At 70.6% G+C, this 20,042-nt stretch carries 14 protein-coding genes, 1 pseudogene and 1 riboswitch; of the genes and pseudogenes, 8 read left to right on the plus strand and 7 right to left on the minus strand.

The genetic code is table 11. The annotated features are described in order from the left end of the window. Window positions 1-88 precede the first annotated feature (88 nt). The 3 genes from AC060K_RS10045 to AC060K_RS10055 all read right to left on the minus strand — a co-directional run bounded on the left by AC060K_RS10045 (window position 89) and on the right by AC060K_RS10055 (window position 2,712). Window positions 89-1,369, minus strand: coding sequence for a wax ester/triacylglycerol synthase domain-containing protein (locus AC060K_RS10045; protein ID WP_483765332.1), 1,281 nt, complete (start codon window positions 1,367-1,369; stop codon window positions 89-91). A 1-nt stretch (window position 1,370) separates the two neighbouring features. After that, window positions 1,371-1,964 carry a hypothetical protein gene (locus AC060K_RS10050; RefSeq protein ID WP_483765300.1) on the minus strand — a complete coding sequence of 198 codons (594 nt, stop codon included), beginning with the start codon at window positions 1,962-1,964 and terminating at the stop codon, window positions 1,371-1,373. A 103-nt stretch (window positions 1,965-2,067) separates the two neighbouring features. Continuing rightward, a complete protein-coding gene (locus tag AC060K_RS10055; protein WP_483765301.1) occupies window positions 2,068-2,712 on the minus strand; it encodes an SRPBCC family protein in 645 nt (214 codons plus the stop codon). A gap of 260 nt (window positions 2,713-2,972) precedes the next feature. Between AC060K_RS10055 and AC060K_RS10060 the strand changes: the two genes are divergently transcribed. Next, window positions 2,973-3,938, plus strand: coding sequence for an Acg family FMN-binding oxidoreductase (locus AC060K_RS10060; protein WP_483765302.1), 966 nt, complete (start codon window positions 2,973-2,975; stop codon window positions 3,936-3,938). Between the two features lie 61 nt (window positions 3,939-3,999). On the opposite strand, the gene AC060K_RS10065 is transcribed toward AC060K_RS10060, so the two are convergent. Both AC060K_RS10065 and AC060K_RS10070 read right to left on the minus strand, forming a co-directional pair. Next, on the minus strand, window positions 4,000-5,292 hold the full coding sequence (locus AC060K_RS10065; RefSeq protein WP_483765303.1) for a putative PEP-binding protein: 1,293 nt from the start codon (window positions 5,290-5,292) through the stop codon (window positions 4,000-4,002). A 55-nt stretch (window positions 5,293-5,347) separates the two neighbouring features. Next, window positions 5,348-6,763: pseudogene (locus AC060K_RS10070) on the minus strand (pyruvate, phosphate dikinase); the annotation flags it as partial. A 253-nt stretch (window positions 6,764-7,016) separates the two neighbouring features. Between AC060K_RS10070 and AC060K_RS10075 the strand changes: the two are divergent. The 5 genes from AC060K_RS10075 (at window position 7,017) to pflA (ending at window position 14,376) form a co-directional block, all read left to right on the plus strand. Continuing rightward, complete coding sequence (locus AC060K_RS10075) at window positions 7,017-9,629, plus strand: cation-translocating P-type ATPase (protein WP_483765304.1); 2,613 nt, start codon at window positions 7,017-7,019, stop codon at window positions 9,627-9,629. A 40-nt stretch (window positions 9,630-9,669) separates the two neighbouring features. Next, complete coding sequence (locus tag AC060K_RS10080) at window positions 9,670-10,047, plus strand: hypothetical protein (RefSeq protein WP_483765305.1); 378 nt, start codon at window positions 9,670-9,672, stop codon at window positions 10,045-10,047. Between the two features lie 182 nt (window positions 10,048-10,229). Continuing rightward, window positions 10,230-11,240 carry an alcohol dehydrogenase AdhP gene (gene adhP, locus AC060K_RS10085; protein WP_483765306.1) on the plus strand — a complete coding sequence of 337 codons (1,011 nt, stop codon included), beginning with the start codon at window positions 10,230-10,232 and terminating at the stop codon, window positions 11,238-11,240. Window positions 11,241-11,266: 26 nt separating this feature from the next. Continuing rightward, a complete protein-coding gene (gene pflB, locus AC060K_RS10090; protein ID WP_483765307.1) occupies window positions 11,267-13,546 on the plus strand; it encodes a formate C-acetyltransferase in 2,280 nt (759 codons plus the stop codon). Further along, the gene (gene pflA, locus AC060K_RS10095) at window positions 13,546-14,376 is read left to right on the plus strand and encodes a pyruvate formate-lyase-activating protein (protein WP_483765308.1); all 831 of its coding nucleotides are present in this window, start codon (window positions 13,546-13,548) and stop codon (window positions 14,374-14,376) included. Before pflB ends, pflA begins: the two co-directional genes overlap by 1 nt. Window positions 14,377-14,416: 40 nt before the next feature. Here pflA and AC060K_RS10100 read toward each other — a convergent pair whose 3' ends face one another. Next, complete coding sequence (locus tag AC060K_RS10100) at window positions 14,417-15,214, minus strand: SDR family NAD(P)-dependent oxidoreductase (protein WP_483765309.1); 798 nt, start codon at window positions 15,212-15,214, stop codon at window positions 14,417-14,419. 66 nt (window positions 15,215-15,280) lie between these two features. Between AC060K_RS10100 and AC060K_RS10105 the strand changes: the two genes are divergently transcribed. Next, a complete protein-coding gene (locus AC060K_RS10105) occupies window positions 15,281-15,865 on the plus strand; it encodes a TetR/AcrR family transcriptional regulator (protein ID WP_483765310.1) in 585 nt (194 codons plus the stop codon). 55 nt (window positions 15,866-15,920) lie between these two features. Here AC060K_RS10105 and AC060K_RS10110 read toward each other — a convergent pair whose 3' ends face one another. Continuing rightward, window positions 15,921-16,799 carry a universal stress protein gene (locus AC060K_RS10110; RefSeq protein WP_483765311.1) on the minus strand — a complete coding sequence of 293 codons (879 nt, stop codon included), beginning with the start codon at window positions 16,797-16,799 and terminating at the stop codon, window positions 15,921-15,923. A 257-nt stretch (window positions 16,800-17,056) separates the two neighbouring features. Here AC060K_RS10110 and AC060K_RS10115 point away from each other — a divergent pair, with 257 nt between their 5' ends. Next, on the plus strand, window positions 17,057-19,546 hold the full coding sequence (locus AC060K_RS10115; protein ID WP_483765312.1) for a phosphoketolase family protein: 2,490 nt from the start codon (window positions 17,057-17,059) through the stop codon (window positions 19,544-19,546). Between the two features lie 427 nt (window positions 19,547-19,973). Next, a riboswitch (guanidine-III (ykkC-III) riboswitch) is annotated at window positions 19,974-20,038 on the plus strand. Window positions 20,039-20,042: the final 4 nt, after the last annotated feature.

Here is a 20,042-nt window from a genome sequence, read left to right on the forward strand (position 1 = left end):
TCCCGGCGGCAGAGACGAGCGGCCCGCACGAGCGGGACCAACGTCCCCCGATCGCGAGGACCGAGACACGTGCCGTCCCGGCGGAGGGTCACGCGCTCAGGCGCACCAGCTCTTCGTTCATCGCGCGTGCGAAGACGGCACCGGGCACGTTCGCCGCGTCGAAGTGGACGCTGCAGGAGAGCCGGCCGGCGTACGAGACCGCCGCCACGCCGAGTCGGACGTTCGCGGCGAGCACCGCAACCGGCCAGATGGCGATCACGGGAGCGCCCGCGAGGCGCAACGTGCTGGCCGGACCCGGCACGTTGGTGACGAACCCGCCGACGAGGTGCTGCCGCCGCGCGACGCGGTCCATGAGGCGCGCTCCGACGGGTCCACGCATGAGCTCGAGCGTGCCCTGCTCCCGCGCCTGCACTTTCTCCGCTCGGGTCTGCTCCGCGATCAGCCGAAGGCGATCGCCCGGCGCGGGCACGTCGAGCGGCAGCCGCACGAGCATGACACCGACCTGGTTGCCCGACATGCCACGCCGGCGCAGCGCGACCGGCACGGAGACGGGTAGTCGCGCCGGGATGCGTTCACCGGCGGCGGGCAGAGCAGCCCGGTAGCCCGAGGTGACGGCCGCGAGCAGCGCGTCGTTGACGGTGGCGCCGAACGGCCGCACACGCGCCTCGAGCGCTGCGAGGTCCACGTCCACGAAGGCGACGCCGCGGCACCGGTTGCGCTCGCCGAGCAGCACCGTGGACCCCAGCTCACGGCCCGTGAGCGTCTTGCGAATGCGGCGAGAGCCGTAGTCGACGCTGCGGAGAAGGCGTCGCAGATCGCGTCGTGGTCGTGCCTGCGTGTTCTGCCGGGACGGTGGAACCGTAGGCGCCCACGCAGAGGCATCCCCTCGTTCGGAGGGATCGAACAGCTCCTGCGCGATCGCCACCGCGGCCATTCCATCTGCGACCGCGTGGTGGATGCGGAGCACGAGCCACGTCTGTCCAGGGCTCGCGCCCGGGACGACCAAGAGCTCCCAGAGGGGGCGATCGAGCGGTAGTGGCGCGCTCATCAGCTCGGCGCACAGCCGTTCGAGGCCCGAGAGGCCATCGACCGGATCGACGAGCCGAACGTGCTCGTCCAGGTCGGGCGACCTCTCGTCCCAGCGGTGCCTGCGACCGGCGACGACGGGAACTCGACGGAGGGGCGGCAGCTCGGTGACCCGTGTGCCGAGCGCGGAACGCAGCGCCGCGAGGTCAGGGGTGGCGCCGGGACCGACGAACCCACCCGCGCCGAGGAGACCCGCGACGAGGAAGACGTTGACCTGGCCGGCGTGGTCAAGCACGAGGTTCGCCTCGTCGACCGCGGCGAGCCGCTGTCCTGCTGGGCGCATCTCAGTCACCAGGCTCTCGGCCGGCTCTCCGGCCGACCCGGTGCGTCGTGCCGGGAAGGAAGAGGGAACCCGCGACGCCTGCGGTGAGTGACGCGAAGGTGACGGCCATCAGCACCCCGGCCAGCACGTAGAGGGTGGCGACCACGATGATCGGGCTCTGTTCGTCGATGAACGGAGACGGCGCGAAGGTCCAGAGGATCGCGACCAACCATGCCCCGGTATTCACCGGCACCCACCGGAACGTGCCCGGTCGTGCGAGCACCAGCCACTGCGCGACGGGGATGCTCGTGAGCAGCACGATCCCGCCGACCCCCAGCGCGATCAGCACGACCGGTTCGCGGAGGTCCATGCCAAGGGTGCTCGGCATCATCCCGAGCGCCCAGGCGAGTGCCGCCGCGAGTGCCGTGGCGCCGATCCACCGCCATGCGGCTGGGCGACGCGCGCGCATGCCGAGGTACTGTCCCGACGCAAGGGCCGCACCCTCCAGGGCGCCACCGGCGATCGCGAGCGCCAGCCGGCCCGGACCATCGATCCCGGCGACGAGGCCGAGAATCGCCAGGGACGTCGCAATCGCGAAGCCGACGCCTTCGCCCACGGAGACAGCCAGGATCCACCGGCGCCGATCGTGTCGATCCGGTCGGCGCTGGTCTACACCTCCGTGGGTGGCTCGTTCGTCCGGTGGGTGCATGGGTCGCTTCTCAGGCCTCGATCGCCGTCCAGCGCTCCGCGTGCTCCCGGATACCGCGGAGCATCCGTTGCGACATGAGGAAGCTCACCATCTCGACGGGTTCAGCGAGCACGGGCGCCCAGTCGGCCAGGTACACGAATCGTTCACGGACGATGAGCCGAGTGATGCCCGGGGCGTCGTCGGTGAGGACGAAGGCCCAGGTGAAGTCATAGGGGGCAGGGGCGTCCGTGCCGTCCCCGGCGACCGCGCCACGCAGCACGAGGTGGTGCCCCTCCTTCAGGGCGACCACCCTCAGCGCTGCGGAAGGGGCGAGCTTGACCTCGTCGCCGACGGCGCGGATGCGGAGCTCGGGCACGATGACGTCTGACGTGTGGATGTCGCAGCCGGCGAGGTTCTCGAGCCAGTCGTACGTGTAGAAGCCGCCGCGGTTCTGGCCGAGCTGGGCAACCCACGGCCACACGTGCGAGCTCGGGGCGTTGATCGTGATCGCTCGGGTGGCCTGCAGATCAGGCGCGGGCAGCCAGTCGTCGCCGGGCAGCAGCATCTTGAGCTCGCCGGCCTCGGCACCCCAGCGAAGGGATGCACGACGCACGGCCCACGTGCCCGCGATCGCGGCGACCGCGGCGACAAGGCTCCGGTACAAGGAGCTGTTCATGATCGCCCTCCTCCTGCTCGTCACCAGGACATCAACCGGACGGCGCGGGGTGGCAGAGGCGATCGTCCGGCCGCTGCGGGGCCTTGGTCTGTCCCATCCGGGACGAAGGTCAGGTGAAGCGGGGACCACCTACCCTGCCCGGCGCGGGGTAGCGGGTGATGTCCTGGGCAGTAGCACGAGTCGGTCCCTGCCGGGACGGCGATTCCGGTCCCGGCGGGTCGGGCCGACGCTCGAGTGAGCAAGAACCGAGGAGACGAGAAATGGATGTCGTCGACGCACGGATCGAGAGGATCCTGAAAGCGGCCGGAGATGCCCCGAGTGCCTTGAACACCCAGCCCTGGCAGGTGGCGGTCTCGGGTTCCAGCCTGACCCTTCGTGCCGACCCGTCGCGGCGGCTGCGGCACAACGACCCCCAGGGCCGTGAGATGTTCATCAGCTGCGGGGCGTTCCTGTTCAACGCCAGAGCTGCGGCCCGTCGTGAGTCGCTGACCGCGGTCGTGACGGTGCTGCCCGATCCGGAGGACGAGATGCTCGTTGCCGAGCTCGTGTTCGAGCCGGGTGGCGACCCGAGCGCGGACGAGCTCGAGCTGTCCCTGGCGATAGAGCACCGCGCGACGTCCCGGACGCCCTTCGACGACCGGCCGCTCCCCGGGGACGTCCTGGTCGTCATCCAGCGGGCCGCCCACGCCGAAGGGGCGAGCCTGCGCACGATCCAGCCCTCGGACCCTTCGCGTGCCGAGGTGATCGGCCTCATGCGGAGGGCTGAGGCGATCGCGGCAGAGGACATGGCCGGCCGCGGCGAGGAGGCGGCGTGGACGACCAGCTGGCCGGGGCGGGACGACGGCATACCCGCACACCTCCTGGGGCGCGCGCCGAGCAACCCCGACGCACCTGTGCGTCGGTTCCCCGCCAGCGTGGGCCGCGAACAGTTCGAGCGGGACTCGACGCTGGCGGTCCTGAGCACTTCCGGCGACTCGCCCAGGGAATGGACCGCGGCCGGCCAGGCGCTGGAGCACGCGCTGCTGGCTGCCACCACCCACTTCGTCCACGCGTCGTTCGCGACCACCGTCCTGGAGAATCCCACGACGCGTCACGACCTGCGCAAGGCCTTGTCCCTTGGCAGCTTCCCGCAGATGCTCATGCGGCTCGGGAACAGCCCGAGGCCGACGAGCGCACCCCGCCGGGCCAGTGCACTCCGAGACGACATGTCCCGCCGCGCCGAGTAGCCGGCGTACCAGGCAGCCGTCAGCCCCGCGGTCCTCACCGCGGGGCTGACGGCCGTAGCGGTCACTTTGCGTTGTGCGCTGCCTCGTCGTGCGCTGCCGCGTCGAGCCTGACGAGCGCAGCGGCCAGGCGAGCGATCGGGACGCGGTAGGGCGAGCAGGACACGTAGTCGAGGCCCAGTCCGTCGAACGCGGCGATCGACGCGGGGTCGCCGCCGTGCTCGCCGCAGACGCCGGTCTCGAGGTCGGGCCTGGTGCGCAGCCCGCGTTCGACGCCGATCCGGACGAGCTCGCCGACACCCTCGACGTCGAGGGACGCGAACGGGTCGGCCGACACGATGCCCGCCTCGAGGTAGGCGGCGAGGAAGGACTCCTCGGCGTCGTCACGAGAGATCCCGATCGCCGTCTGGGTCAGGTCGTTGGTACCGAATGAGAAGAAGTCGGCGTGCTCGGCGATCTGGTCCGCGGTAAGGGCTGCTCGCGGCAGCTCGATCATCGTGCCGACCCGGTAGTCGAGCTCCGGCTCTCCGGTGCGGTCCAGCTCGTCGTCGGCGGTGGCCACGACGATCTCGCGCGCGCTGTGCAGCTCCTCGGCGAACCCGACGAGCGGCACCATGATCTCCACGCGCGGGTCAAGGCCGCGCCCGCGCACCGCGAGCGCCGCGCGGATGATCGCGCGGGTCTGCATGACGGCGATCTCGGGGTACAGCAGCGAGAGGCGCACGCCACGGGTGCCCAGCATGGGATTCGTCTCGGACAGTCGCGTGATGCGGGCAAGGAGCGCTCGCGCGCTCTCCAGCTCCCCGGGCGTTCCGTCGGTCTCCAGCCGCTGCACCAGCAGGGACTGCTCGACCAGGTCGGGGAGGAACTCGTGCAGCGGCGGGTCGATGAGCCGGACGGCGACCGGTAGGCCGGTCATCGCGGTGACGATGCCCTCGAAGTCGGCCTGCTGCATGGGTAGTAGCTCGTCCAGGGCGGCCTGCCGGGAGGCGGTGGAGTCCGCCATGATCATGCGCTGCACCACGGGCAGGCGGTCCGTGGCCATGAACATGTGCTCGGTGCGGCACAGGCCCACGCCCTCGGCGCCCAGCTCGCGGGCCTTCGCGGCGTCCTCGCCGGTGTCGGCGTTGGCGCGCACGCCCAGGCGGCGTACGTCGTCGGCCCAGCCCAGCACGGTGGAGAAGTCGTCGGTGATCTGCGGCGGCACGAGCGGGAGCGCGCCGGCGTAGACGAGGCCCGTGGTGCCGTCCACCGTGATCGTGTCCGCGTCGGTCAGGACGGTGTCGCCGATCGTGAGCGTGCGGGCGTCGGCGTCGATGCGCAGGTCGCCGACGCCGGCCACGCACGGCTTGCCCATGCCGCGCGACCACCGCGGCGTGCGACGTCATGCCGCCGTGCGCGGTGAGCACGCCCTGGGCTGCCGCCACGCCGTGGATGTCGTCCGGCGTCGTCTCCCAGCGCACGAGCACCACGTGCTCACCGGCTCCGCCCCGCTCGGCCGCGGTGTCGGCGTCGAACACGATGGTGCCCACCGCCGCGCCCGGGGACGCGTTGAGGCCGTGTGTGAGCGGGGCCGGGGCCCGGGCGGTGTCGAGCGTGGGGTGCAGGAGCTGGTCCAGCTGGGCCGGGTCGATCCGCCGCAGTGCGGTCTCCTTGTCGATCTCGCCCTCCGCGACGAGGTCGCGCGCCACCTTCAGGGCCGCCGCGGCGGTGCGTTTGCCGGTGCGCACCTGCAGCAGGAACAGCGTGCCGTCCTCGACCGTGAACTCGATGTCCTGCATGTCCTTGTAGTGGTGCTCCAGCTGGTCCATCGCAGCCATGAGCCGCGCGTACGCGTCGGGCAGCACGGACTCCAGCTCCGGCAGGGGACGCGGCGTCCGGATGCCCGCGACCACGTCCTCGCCCTGCGCGTCGAGGAGGAACTCCCCGTACCGCTCCTTCGCGCCCGTGGCCGGGTTGCGCGTGAAGCACACGCCTGTCGCGGATGCGTCGCCCTTGTTGCCGAACACCATCTGCATGACGTTCACGGCGGTGCCCAGGTCGTCCGGGATGTCGTTCAGCCTGCGGTACACCTGCGCGCGCGGGCTGTTCCACGACCCGAACACCGCGTCCACCGAACGGCGGAGCTGCTCGCGCGGGTCGGTCGGCAGGTCGTGGCCCGTGCTCCGGCGGGCCACGCTCCGGAACGTCGCCACCAGCTCCCGCAGGTCGTCCGCCGTCAGGTCGGTGTCCTGCGTGACTCCCCGGCGCTCCTTGAGCGCTGTCAGCTCATCCTCGAAGACCTGCCCCGGAACGCCCTCGACGACCTCGCCGTACATCTGCACGAACCGGCGGTAGCAGTCCCAGGCGAACCGCGGATCGCCCGACTCAGCAGCCAGGCCGTCGGCTGCCTCGTCCGAGATGCCGAGGTTGAGGATCGTGTCCATCATCCCTGGCATCGAGCGCACGGCGCCCGACCGCACCGACACCAGCAGCGGCCGCTCGGCCGCTCCCAGCGTGCGGCCCGTGCGCCGTTCCAGGGCGCCCAGGTGCGCCTGGATCTCGTCCCACAGCTGCTCGGGCCAGGCACCGCCGTTCCTCATCGTGGCGACGCACGCCGAGGTGGTCACCGTGAAGCCGTCCGGGACGGGCACGCCGATGCGCGTCATCTCGGCGACGCCCGCACCCTTGCCGCCGAGCAGCGCTCTCATCCCGGCGTTCCCCTCCGACAGGTCGTAGACGTATCGCTCGCCCCTCGCTTCTACCGGTGTGCTCGTGGTGAGGGGCCGGCTGTCCGCATGCGTGGTCATTGCGCCTCCATCGGTCTGCGCCCGCAGTCGCGTGCTCATGCCATTGACTCCACGGTCTTCGCCGGCGGTATGCCGGGCGCAACCGTGCGGCCAGCATTCCTCGCCCTCTCACGGCCGTACCAGGGACGAACGGCCCGGAACCCCAGGACGAAGTCCCCGAAGACGACGGCAGGGGCGCAGGTCCCGAGGTTCGCAGCGAAGGTCCCGTCGAAGCGTGACGGTCGACCCTGTCGGGTTCGGGGCCGTGACCACAGGCTGGAAGGGCACAGGGCGAACCGCGTCGGGAGTGACGATGGAAACGGTAGGGACAGGTACGTCGGACGCCGGGGAACGCGTGGGCCTGTCGTCGTCCGATGCGGCTCATCGCCTCCTGGAGCTGGGGCCGAATGCGGTACCGAAGGCTCGGCCGCCGTCCCCGGTGCGGCTCCTGCTCGGGCAGATGCTCCACTTCTTCGCGCTGCTGTTGTGGGCCGCGGCGGTCCTCGCCTGGATCGCCGACATTCCCGAGCTCGCGGTCGCCATCGCGGTGGTGGTGGTCGTCAACGGTGTCTTCGCCTTTCTGCAGGAGTACCGGGCGGACAAGGCCGGCCAGAAGTTGCTCGAGCTCATGCCGGCCCTGGCGACCGTCCTGCGCGACGGGCGTCGCCGGCAGATCCCGGTGGCGGACGTCGTCGTCGGGGATCTGCTTCTCCTGGAGGCCGGCGACGGCGTCGCAGCAGACGGCAGCGTGGTCTCGGTGACCGGCCTCGCGCTCGACGAGTCCGCTCTGACCGGCGAGAGCAGCACGACCCATCCATCGCCGGGCGCCGACGTCCACGCGGGGACCTATGTCGTCGAGGGCGAGGCAACCGTCGAGGCCACCGCAACAGGAACGGCGACAGAGCTGGCCCACATCATGGCCCTCACCCGGACCGCGAGCCGTTCCGCGAGCCCGCTCGCGATCCGGCTTCGTCGCGTCGTGCGCATGATCGCCGGGATCGCCATCGCCGTCGGCGCCACGTTCTTCGTCCTCGCCCTCGTGCTCGGCATGCCGGTGTCGGACGGGTTCCTCTTCGCCGTCGGCGTGATGGTCGCGCTGGTCCCTGAGGGTCTGCTGCCGACCGTGACCCTTTCGCTGGCGCGGGGTGCGCAGCGGATGGCTTCCCGCAACGCGCTGGTCCGTCGCCTCGACTCGGTGGAGACCATGGGGTCCACGACGTTCATCTGCACCGACAAGACCGGCACGCTCACCCGGAACGAGATGTCGGTCGTCGAGGTCTGGATGCCGCGGGGAAGCGCGTCGGTCATCGGGCACGGCTACGCGCCGACCGCTCGGATCACCGCCGAGAACGGTGTGGTTCCGTCCCTCCGCGACGTCGCGCTGGCCGCCGTGCGGTGCTCGACCGGACGGATGGTCCGCAGCGGTGAGCAGTGGACGGCGCACGGCGACCCGATGGAGGTCGCCCTGCACGTGTTCGCCCTGCGCGCCGGTGTCGACATGTCCGCCGAGGAGGCGGCGCGGCCGCTGCGCAGGCGGCTGCCGTTCGACTCCCGCCGACGTCGTATGTCGGTCGTCGCCGGGGACCAGGTGTACGTCAAGGGCGCACCGGACTCGGTGCTCGGTCTCACCTTTGCGAGCGAAGACGCGGCCGCCGCCGTGGCCGAGATGGCGGCAAGAGGGCTGCGAGTGCTGGCGATCGCACGTCGCGCCGCTGCTGCGGCAGACCTGGACGCGTCCGTCCCTGATGTGGAGAAGGACCTGGAGCTGCTCGGTCTCGTCGGCCTGGAGGACCCGCCGCGCGACGACGTCCACGCCGCCGTGGCCGCGTGCCGCAGCGCGGGCATCAAGCTCGCCATGGTCACCGGCGACCATATCGGGACGGCGACCGCGATCGCCCGCGAGGTGGGGTTGCTGCGGGACGGGCCGGTCCTCGAAGGTTCCGACCTTCCGGCGGACGACGCCGCGCTCGGTGAGCTGGTCGACCGCGACGGCGTGGTCATCGCCCGGGTCACGCCCGAGGACAAGCTGCGGATCGCACGTGCCCTCCACGCCCGAGGCCACGTGGTCGCGATGACGGGGGACGGGGTCAACGACGGCCCGGCCCTGCGCGAGGCCGACATCGGTATCGCCATGGGACGCAGCGGCTCCGACGTCGCCCGCGAGGCCGCGGACGTCGTGCTCCTCGACGACAACTTCGCGACCATCGTCGCCGCGATCGAGCTGGGCCGCGCGACGTTCGCCAACATCCGCCGGTTCCTGACCTACCACCTGACCGACAACGTCGCCGAGCTCACGCCGTTCCTCTTCTGGGCACTCAGCGGCGGAGAGATCCCACTGGCCCTGACCGTGCTGCAGATCCTCGCCCTCGACATCGGGACCGACCTGTTGCCCGCCCTCGCGCTCGGTGCGGAGCCACCCAGCCGTACGACGATGCGGCAGCGGCCGTCGACCGGCGCGCTGATCGACCGTGGCGTGCTGGGGCGGGTCTTCGGCGTTCTCGGCCCGGCCGAGGCAGCCGTCGAGATGGCTGCGTTCTTCGTGGTCCTCGGACTGGCCGGCTGGACACTCGGCGCAGAACCCTCCGCGCAGACGCTGGCTGCGGCGTCCGGCGCTGCCTTTGCTGCCGTCGTGCTGGGTCAGCTCGGCAACGCCTTCGCCTGCCGGAGCGAGACCCGCTGGGCCGGCGCGCTCCGCATGACCGACAACCCGATGCTGCTCTGGGCGGTCGCCGTCGAGATCGTGCTGCTGGTTGTGTTCCTGGCGCCCCCGCTGGCAGGTCTGCTCGGCGGCAGCTCCCCACCCCTGGCGGGCTGGGCCGTCGTGCTCGCCGCGCCAGTTGCTGTCGTGCTGGCGGACGCTGCCGCCAAGGCCGTCAGAGCCCGCGGCGGCAGTGGGGCAGTGCCCTTGGTCTCCGATCGAGGCTGACACCCACAACAAACGGAGGTGCGTTGTCATGTCGAGTCCTATGAGCTCTCCGAGGCCGGTCGAGCCGGGGATACCCGATTCGGCTCGATGGTTCCTCCGGGCGGGATGGCTGTTCCTTGCCCTGCTCCCGGTCGCCCTGACCGCCGCGATGTTCCTGTGGAGCGGATCGCTGGCAGAGCAAGGCTGGTATCTGCGCGCTGACCTGGATATGCCCTTCGGGGTCGCGCTCCGTGCCGGCGTACCCGCACTCGCGGTGCTCGTCATTCCGCCCGCCGTAGCGGCCTGGTGCGGACGCAGGGCCGAGCGGCTCGGAGACCCGGCGGGTCGGGACCTGCGTGTCATCGCGATCGTCGTGACGGCCGTGTCCACCGCCCTCAATCTGGCCCCGCTCCTGGTGGTCTGGGGCCTGCATCCCTGAACCCGTGGACCCTGCGGTTCCCGCGGGCCCTGTGCAGGACCAGGGTCACGGAGCTCTCAGGACCTTCTCTGCAGCACGGGGGACCTTCGTCCCTGCCCCGCGCGGGCCGTGTGGAGAGACGTTGGAGCTACCGCCGCACCCGGCGGTCGCCAGTCCAGTACCACCGCCCGAACGGAGCTGTCATGCGAGCCGCAGTCGTCACCGACTTCACCGCCCCGCTGGAGATCCAGGAGATCCCCGTCCCGGAGCCCGGCCCGGACGAGGTCCTGGTCCGGATCGAGGCGAGCGGGCTGTGCCACACCGACATTCACGCCGCCAACGGCGACTGGCCGGTCAAGCCGACCCCGCCGTTCGTCCCTGGGCACGAGGGCGTCGGCCGCATCGAGAAGCTCGGCTCCGGTGTGACGAGCCGCGCCGTCGGCGAGCGTGTGGCGATCGCCTGGCTCGGCAGTGCGTGCGGCGAGTGCCGCTACTGCGTCGCCGGCTGGGAGACCCTGTGCGAGCAGCAGCAGAACTCCGGCTACTCCGTCAACGGCGCGTTCGCCGAGTACGCGGTGGTCCGGGCAGCGTTTGCCGTGCCGGTCCCCGACGGTGTGTCCTCCGCGGACGCCGCTCCGCTGAGCTGCGCGGGTGTGACCACCTACAAGGCGATCAAGGTCGCCCGGGTGTCGCCCGCGGAGACGGTGGTCGTGTTCGGCATCGGCGGGTTGGGCCACCTCGCGCTGCGGTACGCGCGCATCGCCGGCGCGTTCGTGATCGCGGTCGACGTCGAGGACCACAAGCTGGAGCTGGCCACCCGCCTCGGTGCGGACCACGTCGTCAACGCCGCCCGGGAGGACCCGGTCGAGGCCATCCAGCGGCTCGGTGGCGCGGACGTCGCGGTGGCGCTGGCCGCGTCGTCGGCCTCGTTCGACCAGGCCTTCCACTCGCTGCGCCGGGGAGGCCGGCTGGTCTGCGTGGCGCTGCCCGCCGAGGGCAGGATCCAGCTGCCCATCTTCGACACGGTGCTCAAGGGCATCTCGGTGATCGGCTCGATCGTCGGCACCCGCAACGACCTCGCCGACGTGTTCGCGCTGCACGCGGCCGGACGTACCGAGGTCGTGGCCGTCGAGCGCAAGCTCGAGGAGGTCAACGAGTCCTTCGCGGACGTGCTGGTCGGCCGGGTGCCCGCCCGCATCGTCTTCGGCTTCTGAGCCCGACTATCACGCAGGAGCGAACCATGACCACCGTCCATGACGCGCCGGCCGTCCCCGCGCCGGGTACCGAACCGAGCTCCGCATGGGCGGGATTCGTCGGCGGACCCTGGCAGGAGGACGTGGACGTGCGCGACTTCATCCAGCGCAACTACACGCCGTACGAGGGCGGCTCGAGCTTCCTCGCCGGACCGACCGCCCGCACCACGCACGTGTGGGACACCGTGAGCGCCCTGTTCCCGGAGGAACGCGCCAGGGGCGTGTACGACGTCGACCCGCACACCCCGGCAACCATCACCGCCCACGCGCCGGGCTACATCGACCGCTCCGCCGAGCTGATCGTCGGTCTGCAGACCGACGCGCCGCTGAGGCGCGCGATCATGCCGAACGGCGGCTGGCGGTTGGTCGAGACCTCGCTGGCGACCTACGGCTACGACGTCGACGAGGCCGTCAGGGAGACGTTCACCAAGTACCGCAAGACCCACAACGAGGGCGTCTTCGACGCGTACTCCCCGGATGTCCGCGCCGCCCGCAGGAGCCACATCATCACCGGCCTGCCGGACGCCTACGGCCGGGGCCGGATCATCGGCGACTACCGCCGGGTGGCTCTGTACGGCGTCGACGCCCTGATCGACGCCAAGAAGGCGGACAAGCTGAGCCTGGACACACAGCCGTTCACCGAGAAGGTCGTCCGCGAGCGGGAGGAGCACGCCGAGCAGATCCGCGCGCTGGACGAGCTCAAGGAGATGGCCGCCTCGTACGACTACGACATCTCCGGACCGGCCAGGACATCCAGGGAGGCCGTGCAGTGGCTCTACTTCGCGTACCTGGGCGCGGTCAAGGAGCAGAACGGCGCCGCGATGTCGCTGGGCCGCACCTCGACCTTCCTGGACGTGTACTTCCAGCGGGACCTGACGGCGGCCCGCATCACCGAGGAGCAGGTCCAGGAGCTCGTCGACGACCTCGTCATCAAGCTGCGGATCGTGCGCTTCCTGCGCACCCCCGAGTACGACACCCTGTTCTCGGGCGACCCCACCTGGGTCACCGAGACCGTGGGCGGCATGGGCGACGACGGACGGACCCTGGTCACGAGGACCTCGTTCCGCTACCTGCAGACCCTGTACGACTTGGGCCCTGCTCCTGAGCCCAACCTGACCGTGTTCTGGAGCCAGGAACTGCCCCGCGGGTTCAAGGACTTCTGTGCCCGCGTCTCGATCGACACCAGCGCGCTGCAGTACGAGTCCGACCGGCAGATCCGGACCGCCTGGGGAGACGACGCGGCCATCGCGTGCTGCGTGTCCCCGATGGCGGTCGGCAAGCAGATGCAGTTCTTCGGCGCTCGCGTGAACCTGGCCAAGACCCTGCTGTACGCGATCAACGGCGGGCGCGACGAGGTCAGCGGCGAACAGGTCTCGCCGGCCTTCCCGGCGGTCCCCGCCGGCCGCCCGCTCGAGTACGACGACGTCCGCCGCCGTCTCGACACGACGATGGACTGGCTCGCCGCGACCTACGTCGAGGCGCTGAATGTCATCCACTACATGCACGACAAGTACGCGTACGAGCGCCTGGAGATGGCGCTGCACGACCGCGACGTGCTGCGCACCATGGCCTGCGGCATCGCCGGGCTGGCGGTGACGGCGGACTCGCTGAGCGCGATCCGGTACGCCCGCGTCACGCCGGTGTTCGACGAGCGCGGCGTCGCGGTCGACTACGACGTCGAGGGATCGTTCCCGGCCTACGGGAACGACGACGACCGGGCCGACGCCATCGCCGTCGAGCTCGTCGAGTCCTTCATGGACAAGATCCGGCGCCGGAAGACGTACCGGGACGCGCTGCCCACCCAGTCGGTCCTGACCATCACGTCGAACGTCGTGTACGGCAAGGCCACGGGCAACACGCCTGACGGGCGACGCGCGGGGGAGCCGTTCTCACCGGGCGCCAATCCCATGAACGGGCGCGACACGCACGGCATGCTCGCCTCGGCGCTGTCGGTGGCCAAGCTGCCGTACGACCAGGCGCAGGACGGCATCTCGCTCACCAACACGGTGATACCGGCCGGTCTGGGCCGAACGAGGGAGGAGCAGGTCGCCAACCTGGCGGGTCTGCTGGACGCCTCGGTGGGCCTGGACGGGTATCACATGAACGTCAACGTGCTGAACCGCGAGACGCTCGAGGACGCCATGGAGCACCCCGAGAACTACCCGCAGCTGACGATCCGGGTCTCCGGATACGCCGTCAACTTCGTCCGGCTGACACGCGAGCAGCAGCTCGACGTGCTCAGCAGGACCTTCCACGGGTCGCTCTGATGACCCTCCAGGCGCCGGCGCCCGTCACCGCCACCCTGCGCTCGCAGCGGCTGGCCGCGATGCGATCCGGCGAGCTCGGTTCCGTGCACTCCTGGGAGCTGGTCACCGCGGTGGATGGGCCAGGCGCGCGGCTCACGGTGTTCCTGTCGGGCTGCCCGCTCCGCTGCCTGTACTGCCACAACCCGGACATGCTGGAGATGAAAGACGGCGAGCCGGTCGTGGCCGAGCAGATCCTCGCGCGGGTGCGCCGCTACCTTCCGGTGTTCCGGGCCACCGGCGGCGGTCTGACCCTGTCCGGTGGCGAGGTACTGATGCAGCCGGCTTTCGCGGCCCGCCTGCTGCGCGGGGCCAAGGAGCTCGGCGTCCACACCGCGCTCGACACCTCCGGTTTCCTCGGCGCCAACCTCACCGACCAGATGCTCGCCGACACCGACTTGGTCCTGCTCGACGTGAAGTCCGGTGACCCGGACACGTACCGCCGGGTCACCGGCGGTGAGCTGGCGCCGACGCTCGCGTTCGGGCGGCGTCTCGCCAGGGCTGGACTGGCCGGGGGCCACGCTCCCGAGGTCTGGGTCAGGTTCGTCCTGGTCCCTGACCTGACCGACGACGTCGAGAACGTCGAGCGGGTCGCCGCCTACGTGGCCGAGCTCAACGAGATCCGGCCGGGCACCGTCACGCGGGTCGAGGTGCTGCCCTTCCACCAGATGGGACGCTACAAGTGGGCCGCGCTCGGGCGCACCTACGAGCTCGAGGCGACCCGGCCGCCGACGGCCGAGCTGACCGAGCGCGTGCGGAACCAGTTTCGGGCGCACGGCCTGACGACGTACTGACGACCAGCGCCGAGGCTTTGCTCTGCCGGATGCATGGTGGTCAGTTGGCTATCACGGCCACACCGGCGCGGCCGCCGTCGACGTCCAGGACCGTGCCGTGCACGAACCGCGCGTCGTCCGAGGCGAGGTAGACCACGGCCGGGCCGATGACGTCCGGGTGGCCGGCGTCTCCGGCGGGCGTGCCGCGGGTCATGGCGCCCGCGAAGTCGACGGCGGGGTCGAGTTCCGGCGGACGGATCACGCCTGGCGAGACCGCGTTGACGCGCACACCCTGTGGGCCGAGGTCGGCGGCCCAGGCGCGGGTGAGGGTCTCGAGAGCGCCCTTTGTCGAGGCGTACAGGCCGCCGAGCGGGGTGCCGAGCCGGGCGACCCACGAGCCGAGGTTGATGATCGCGCCGCCCCCGTCGGCCACCATGCGCGGCGCGACCGCTTGCGTGAGGAAGTAGGGCGCCTTGACGTTCACGGCGTAGTAGCGGTCGAAGGTCTCGGAGTCCGTGTCGGCCAGGGACACCGGGGGCGAGTAGATGCCGGCGTTGTTCACGAGGATGTCGATCCGCCCGCCGAGCGCCTCGGCCGCTGCGGCCGCGAGGGCGTGGCTCGCCGCTGGGCTGCCGTCCAGGTCGGCGGCGACGAAGTCGGCCTTGCCGCCCCGCTCGCGGATGTCTGCCACCACATCTTTCCCTCGCTGCGCGTTCCGCCCCGAGACGACGACGTGCGCTCCTTCCGCCGCGAGTGCTTGCGCGATCGACCGGCCGATGTTGCTGGTGGATCCGGTCACGAGGGCGGTCCGGTCTTGGAGCCGCTGCCGTGCCGCGTACCGAGTGGTCTGCTGTGCCATGCAGGGGACGGTAGGGAGCCGATTTTGGACTAGCAAGTCCAGAAGATCGCTCGTACCGTCGGGACCGTGAAGCTCACGCCGAAGGGCCAGGCGACGCGGCAGCGCATCGTCGAGGGTGCCGCCGAGTACCTGCGCAGCAACGATCCGGGCGCTGTCACGCTGGACGACGTCCGAGCCGTGACCCGCACCTCCAAAGGTCAGATCTTCCACTACTTCCCGGACGGTAAGGAGCAGCTGCTGCTTGCCGTCGCGCAGCACGAGGCCGACCGGGTGCTCACCGATCAGGAGCCGCACCTCAGCGCGCTCGACACGTGGGAGTCGTGGTCGGCCTGGCGCGACGCGCTCCTGGTCCGGTACCGCGCCCAGGGCCGGTACTGCCCGCTGGGCGCGCTCATGGATCAGGTGTCGAGCACGCCGGGCGCGGCCGCGGTGGTGTCCGAGCTGCTGGGCCAGTGGCAGCAGCGGGTCAGTACGGGGGTCGTCACCATGCAGGGCAACGGTCTGGTCAGGGCGGACCTGGACGCCGACCGGATCGCCGGGGCCTTCGTGGCCGGCATCCAGGGCGGCGTCCAGGTACTGCGTGCGACCGGAAGCACCGACCAACTCGAGTCGATACTCGACCTGCTGATCGACTACCTGCGCCGGTCCTGACCGGTCGCTGGGCTGCCACCGTGGCATCGCCACGGTGCTGTCGACGTTGGATGCGTCAGTTCTTCAGGATCGTGCCCGCTCGTGCGAGCACGAGCGGCGCCGGGGTCGGCGCACCGGTCAGCGGAACGACCTCGACCGGAACGTCCGAGGCCCCGAGGACTGCCCGCAGCAGCGGCCCGAGGCGGGTCAGGTGCCGCAAGTCCCGCTGGTGCCGGGCGATCATCAGGAGGTCCGCGCCGGTCGCGGCGTCGATCAGGACGCGCGCCGGCTGCCCGTGGGCGAACGACGTCTCCACCGCGACGCCGGGAAAGACGTCGGACCAGTCGCGCACGAGCGCTTCCAGCGACCTGCCCTCAGACCCGTGCCGGTCGCCCGGGCGGACGTCGACCCGGGCGACGGCGGCGGGATCTGCGGTGTCACACACGTGCACGATCTCCAGGGTGGCCCCCCGTGCGGAGGCCTCCGCGAACGCACGCGCGAGCAGCCCTCCGGCTTTCGCGCACGACTTGACCCCGACGACGATGCGGTGGCGGTGTCGGGCTCGCCAGTCGGCGGGGACCACCACCACGGCAGCCACCGTGCGCGCGGCGATCTCCGTGATCACAGCGCTGACGCCGGGCCGTTCGGGGCTCCACGGTGTCGTCTGCCCCAGGACCAGGAGGTCGCCGGCCCCAGCGGCTGCGACCAGCTCGTCCGCAAGCGGGCCGCGCCTGAAACGCCAGTCGAACTCGACGTCGGATGCGGCGACGCACGCCTCCGTCATGTACGGGTCCATGATCTGGCCCGTGTCGTCGCGGTCCAGGACATGGACCATCCGCACACCGGTGCCCCGGGCGCGGGCCTCGTCGATGGCGAACCGGAGCGCTCCCAAACCTTGTCCCCTCCCGTCGACGGCGACGACGACGGCAGGAGCCGATCTCTGCGTGGTACCCATGACGAACCGTCCCTCGACTCGGTGTTTCTTTCGAGAGTGCCCGGAGGCGAGCCGTCGGCGGCAGGGCTGAGTGTCACGGATCGACGGGACCTTCTCCGTCGTGCATGGGGACCTTCGTCCCTTTCCCGCGCCGGGCCTTCGGAGCGATGTTGGTACCGCTGCCAGTTCTCGTAGGCGGCCCCCTCATCACCTCCCGAACGGCGCTGTCGTCAGACGGCACGGATCCCGCACGTAACCTGCAAACAGGAGCAGATGCGATGACGACAATCACTGTCCCCGACTCCACGGCCACCGCGTGGCGCGCCGCGGGCGTCGCCGAGCTGGAGCCCGCCGACCTGGAGCGCATCCATGCGTGGTGGCGGGTCGCGAACTTTCTCTCGGTCGGCCAGATCTACCTGCTCGACAACCCGCTCCTGCGCGAGCCGCTGACCCGGGACCACGTCAAGCCCCGGCTGCTGGGGCACTGGGGCACCACGCCGGGCCTGAACTTTCTGTACGCGCACCTGAACCGGGCGATCAAGGAACGGGAGCAGAAGACCATCTACATCACAGGTCCGGGACACGGCGGTCCCGGTCTGGTCGCCTCGGCCTACCTGGACGGCACGTACTCCGAGGTCTACAGCGACATCACGCAGGACACGGAGGGTGTCAAGCGGCTCTTCCGGCAGTTCTCGTTTCCGGGCGGGATTCCGAGCCACGTCGCGCCGGAGACGCCGGGCTCGATCCACGAGGGGGGTGAGCTTGGTTACGCGCTCAGCCACGCGTACGGAGCTGCGTTCGACAACCCGGACCTCCTGGTCGCGGCGGTGGTGGGCGACGGCGAGGCGGAGACCGGCCCGCTCGCCACGAGCTGGCACTCCAACAAGTTCGTCAATCCGGCGCAGGACGGCGTCGTGCTGCCGATCCTGCACCTCAACGGCTACAAGATCGCGAACCCCACCGTCTTGGCACGCATCCCCGAGGACGAGCTCCGCAGCCTCATGGTCGGGTACGGCCACAGGCCGTACTTCTTCGCCGTGGAGGACGGCTCACGGGAGGCTCCCGCCGAGTTCCACGCGCGGTTCGCCGCCCTGCTGGACGAGGTGCTCGACGAGATCGCGGCCATCAAGGCCCGCGCCGCCGACGGCGACCTGACGCGCCCCATGTGGCCGATGATCGTGTTCCGCACTCCCAAGGGGTGGAGCGGCCCGGCCGAGATCGACGGCAAGAAGACGACGGGTTCGTGGCGTGCCCATCAGGTGCCGCTGGCGAGTGCACGCGACACCGAGGAGCACTTGAAGGTCCTTGAGCGGTGGCTGCGGTCGTACCGGCCGGAGGAGCTGTTCGACGACGACGGTCGGGTGCTGCCCGAGATCTCGGAGCTGGCGCCGGCCGGCGACCTGCGGATGAGCGCGACCCCGCACGCCAACGGCGGCCTGCTGCTCAAGGACCTCCGGCTGCCCGACTTCCGCAAGTACGCGGTGGACGTGCCCTCGCCGGGAGGCTCGCTTTCGGAGGCGCCACGTGTCCTCGGCCAGTGGCTCACCGATGTGATCCGGCTCAACCCGACCAACTTCCGCATCTTCGGGCCGGACGAGACGGCGTCGAACCGCCTGCAGGCGGTGTACGAGGTCACGGACAAGCAGTGGAACGCCGACTTCCTCGGTAAGGACGTGGACGAGCACATGGCGCGCGCCGGCCGGGTCATGGAGATGCTCAGCGAGCACCAGTGCCAAGGCTGGCTGGAGGGCTACCTGCTCACTGGCCGGCACGGGCTGTTCACCAGCTACGAGGCGTTCATCCACATCATCGACTCGATGTTCAACCAGCACGCCAAGTGGCTGAAGGTCACCAACGACATCCCGTGGCGACGGCCGATCGCCTCGTTGAACTACCTGCTCTCCAGCCACGTGTGGCGGCAGGACCACAACGGGTTCAGCCACCAGGACCCCGGCTTCATCGACCACGTCGTGAACAAGAAGGCCGAGATCGTCCGGGTGTATCTACCCCCGGACGCCAACACTCTCCTCTCCACCTACGACCACTGCCTGCGCAGCCGCCAGTACGTGAACGTCGTGGTCGCGGGCAAGCAGCCCGCCCCCAACTTCCTCACCATGGAGCAGGCCGTCGAGCACTGTTCGCGCGGCTTGGGGATCTGGGAGTGGGCGGGCACGGAGGTGCCGGGCGAGAAGCCGGACGTGGTGCTCGCGGCGGCGGGCGACGTACCCACCCTGGAGGTGCTCGCAGCGGCCGACATCCTGCGCCGCGAGCTGCCCGACCTCAAGGTCCGCGTGATCAACGTCGTGGACCTGATGCGGCTGCAGGACGCGTCCGAGCACCCGCACGGCCTCGAGGACTCCCAGTTCGACGGCCTGTTCACCGCCGACCGGCCCGTCATCTTCGCGTACCACGGGTACCCGTGGCTCATCCACCGCCTCACCTACCGCCGCACGGGGCACCAGCACTGGCATGTGCGTGGGTACAAGGAGGAGGGCACGACGACGACGCCGTTCGACATGGTCATGCTCAACGATCTGGACCGGTACCACCTTGTGATCGATGTCATCGACCGGGTTCCGTCGCTCGGCAGCGCCCAGGCCGGGCTGCGTCAGCGCATGCAGGACGCCCGAATCCGGGCCCGTGCGTGGACCCGCGAGCACGGCGACGACATCCCCGAGGTGCGCGACTGGGTCTGGCCGGACGCCCAGGACCTGGCGGACGGCGGCCAGGTTGACGCTACGCTCGGCACCGGCGGGGACAACGAGTAGAGGGACCGAACGCGGAGCGGCCTGCTTGCTGACCGGTAGCTGCTGCACCGACGTCATACGCCACTCGACCCCGACAGAAACCCGACAGATTCAGCCGTCACTGACCGTTACCACTGGAATACAATCGCACTCACGAGGGTGACTTCCCACCCCGCATCCAATGCGGGCCAGAGTCATCAGTGACAGACGTATGTGGCCGTCACCTGCAGAAACGCCATCCAGTGGAACGGCGGGAGCGGGATAGGCGTCCACGGATCCAGGGCCTGTCGGGCGGCTTGATTGCGCGTCGGCCCGGGATCAGGTTTGCGACCTCGTCCATCACGCCTCCGAACGTCCAGCCCAGAGTCCCACACCGCGCATACCGCATGGTGAGCGACGGCACCACGCGGGCGCTTGTCCAGGGTCGAGCCGTGTGACAGGGTCGTTCTCAGGACCTCCCAGCGGTCCCCGGACGAGGGATGCCGTACCCGGTGCGCGACAAGACGGCTCAGGGGAG

The organism is Antribacter sp. NEAU-D49, from assembly GCF_057158775.1.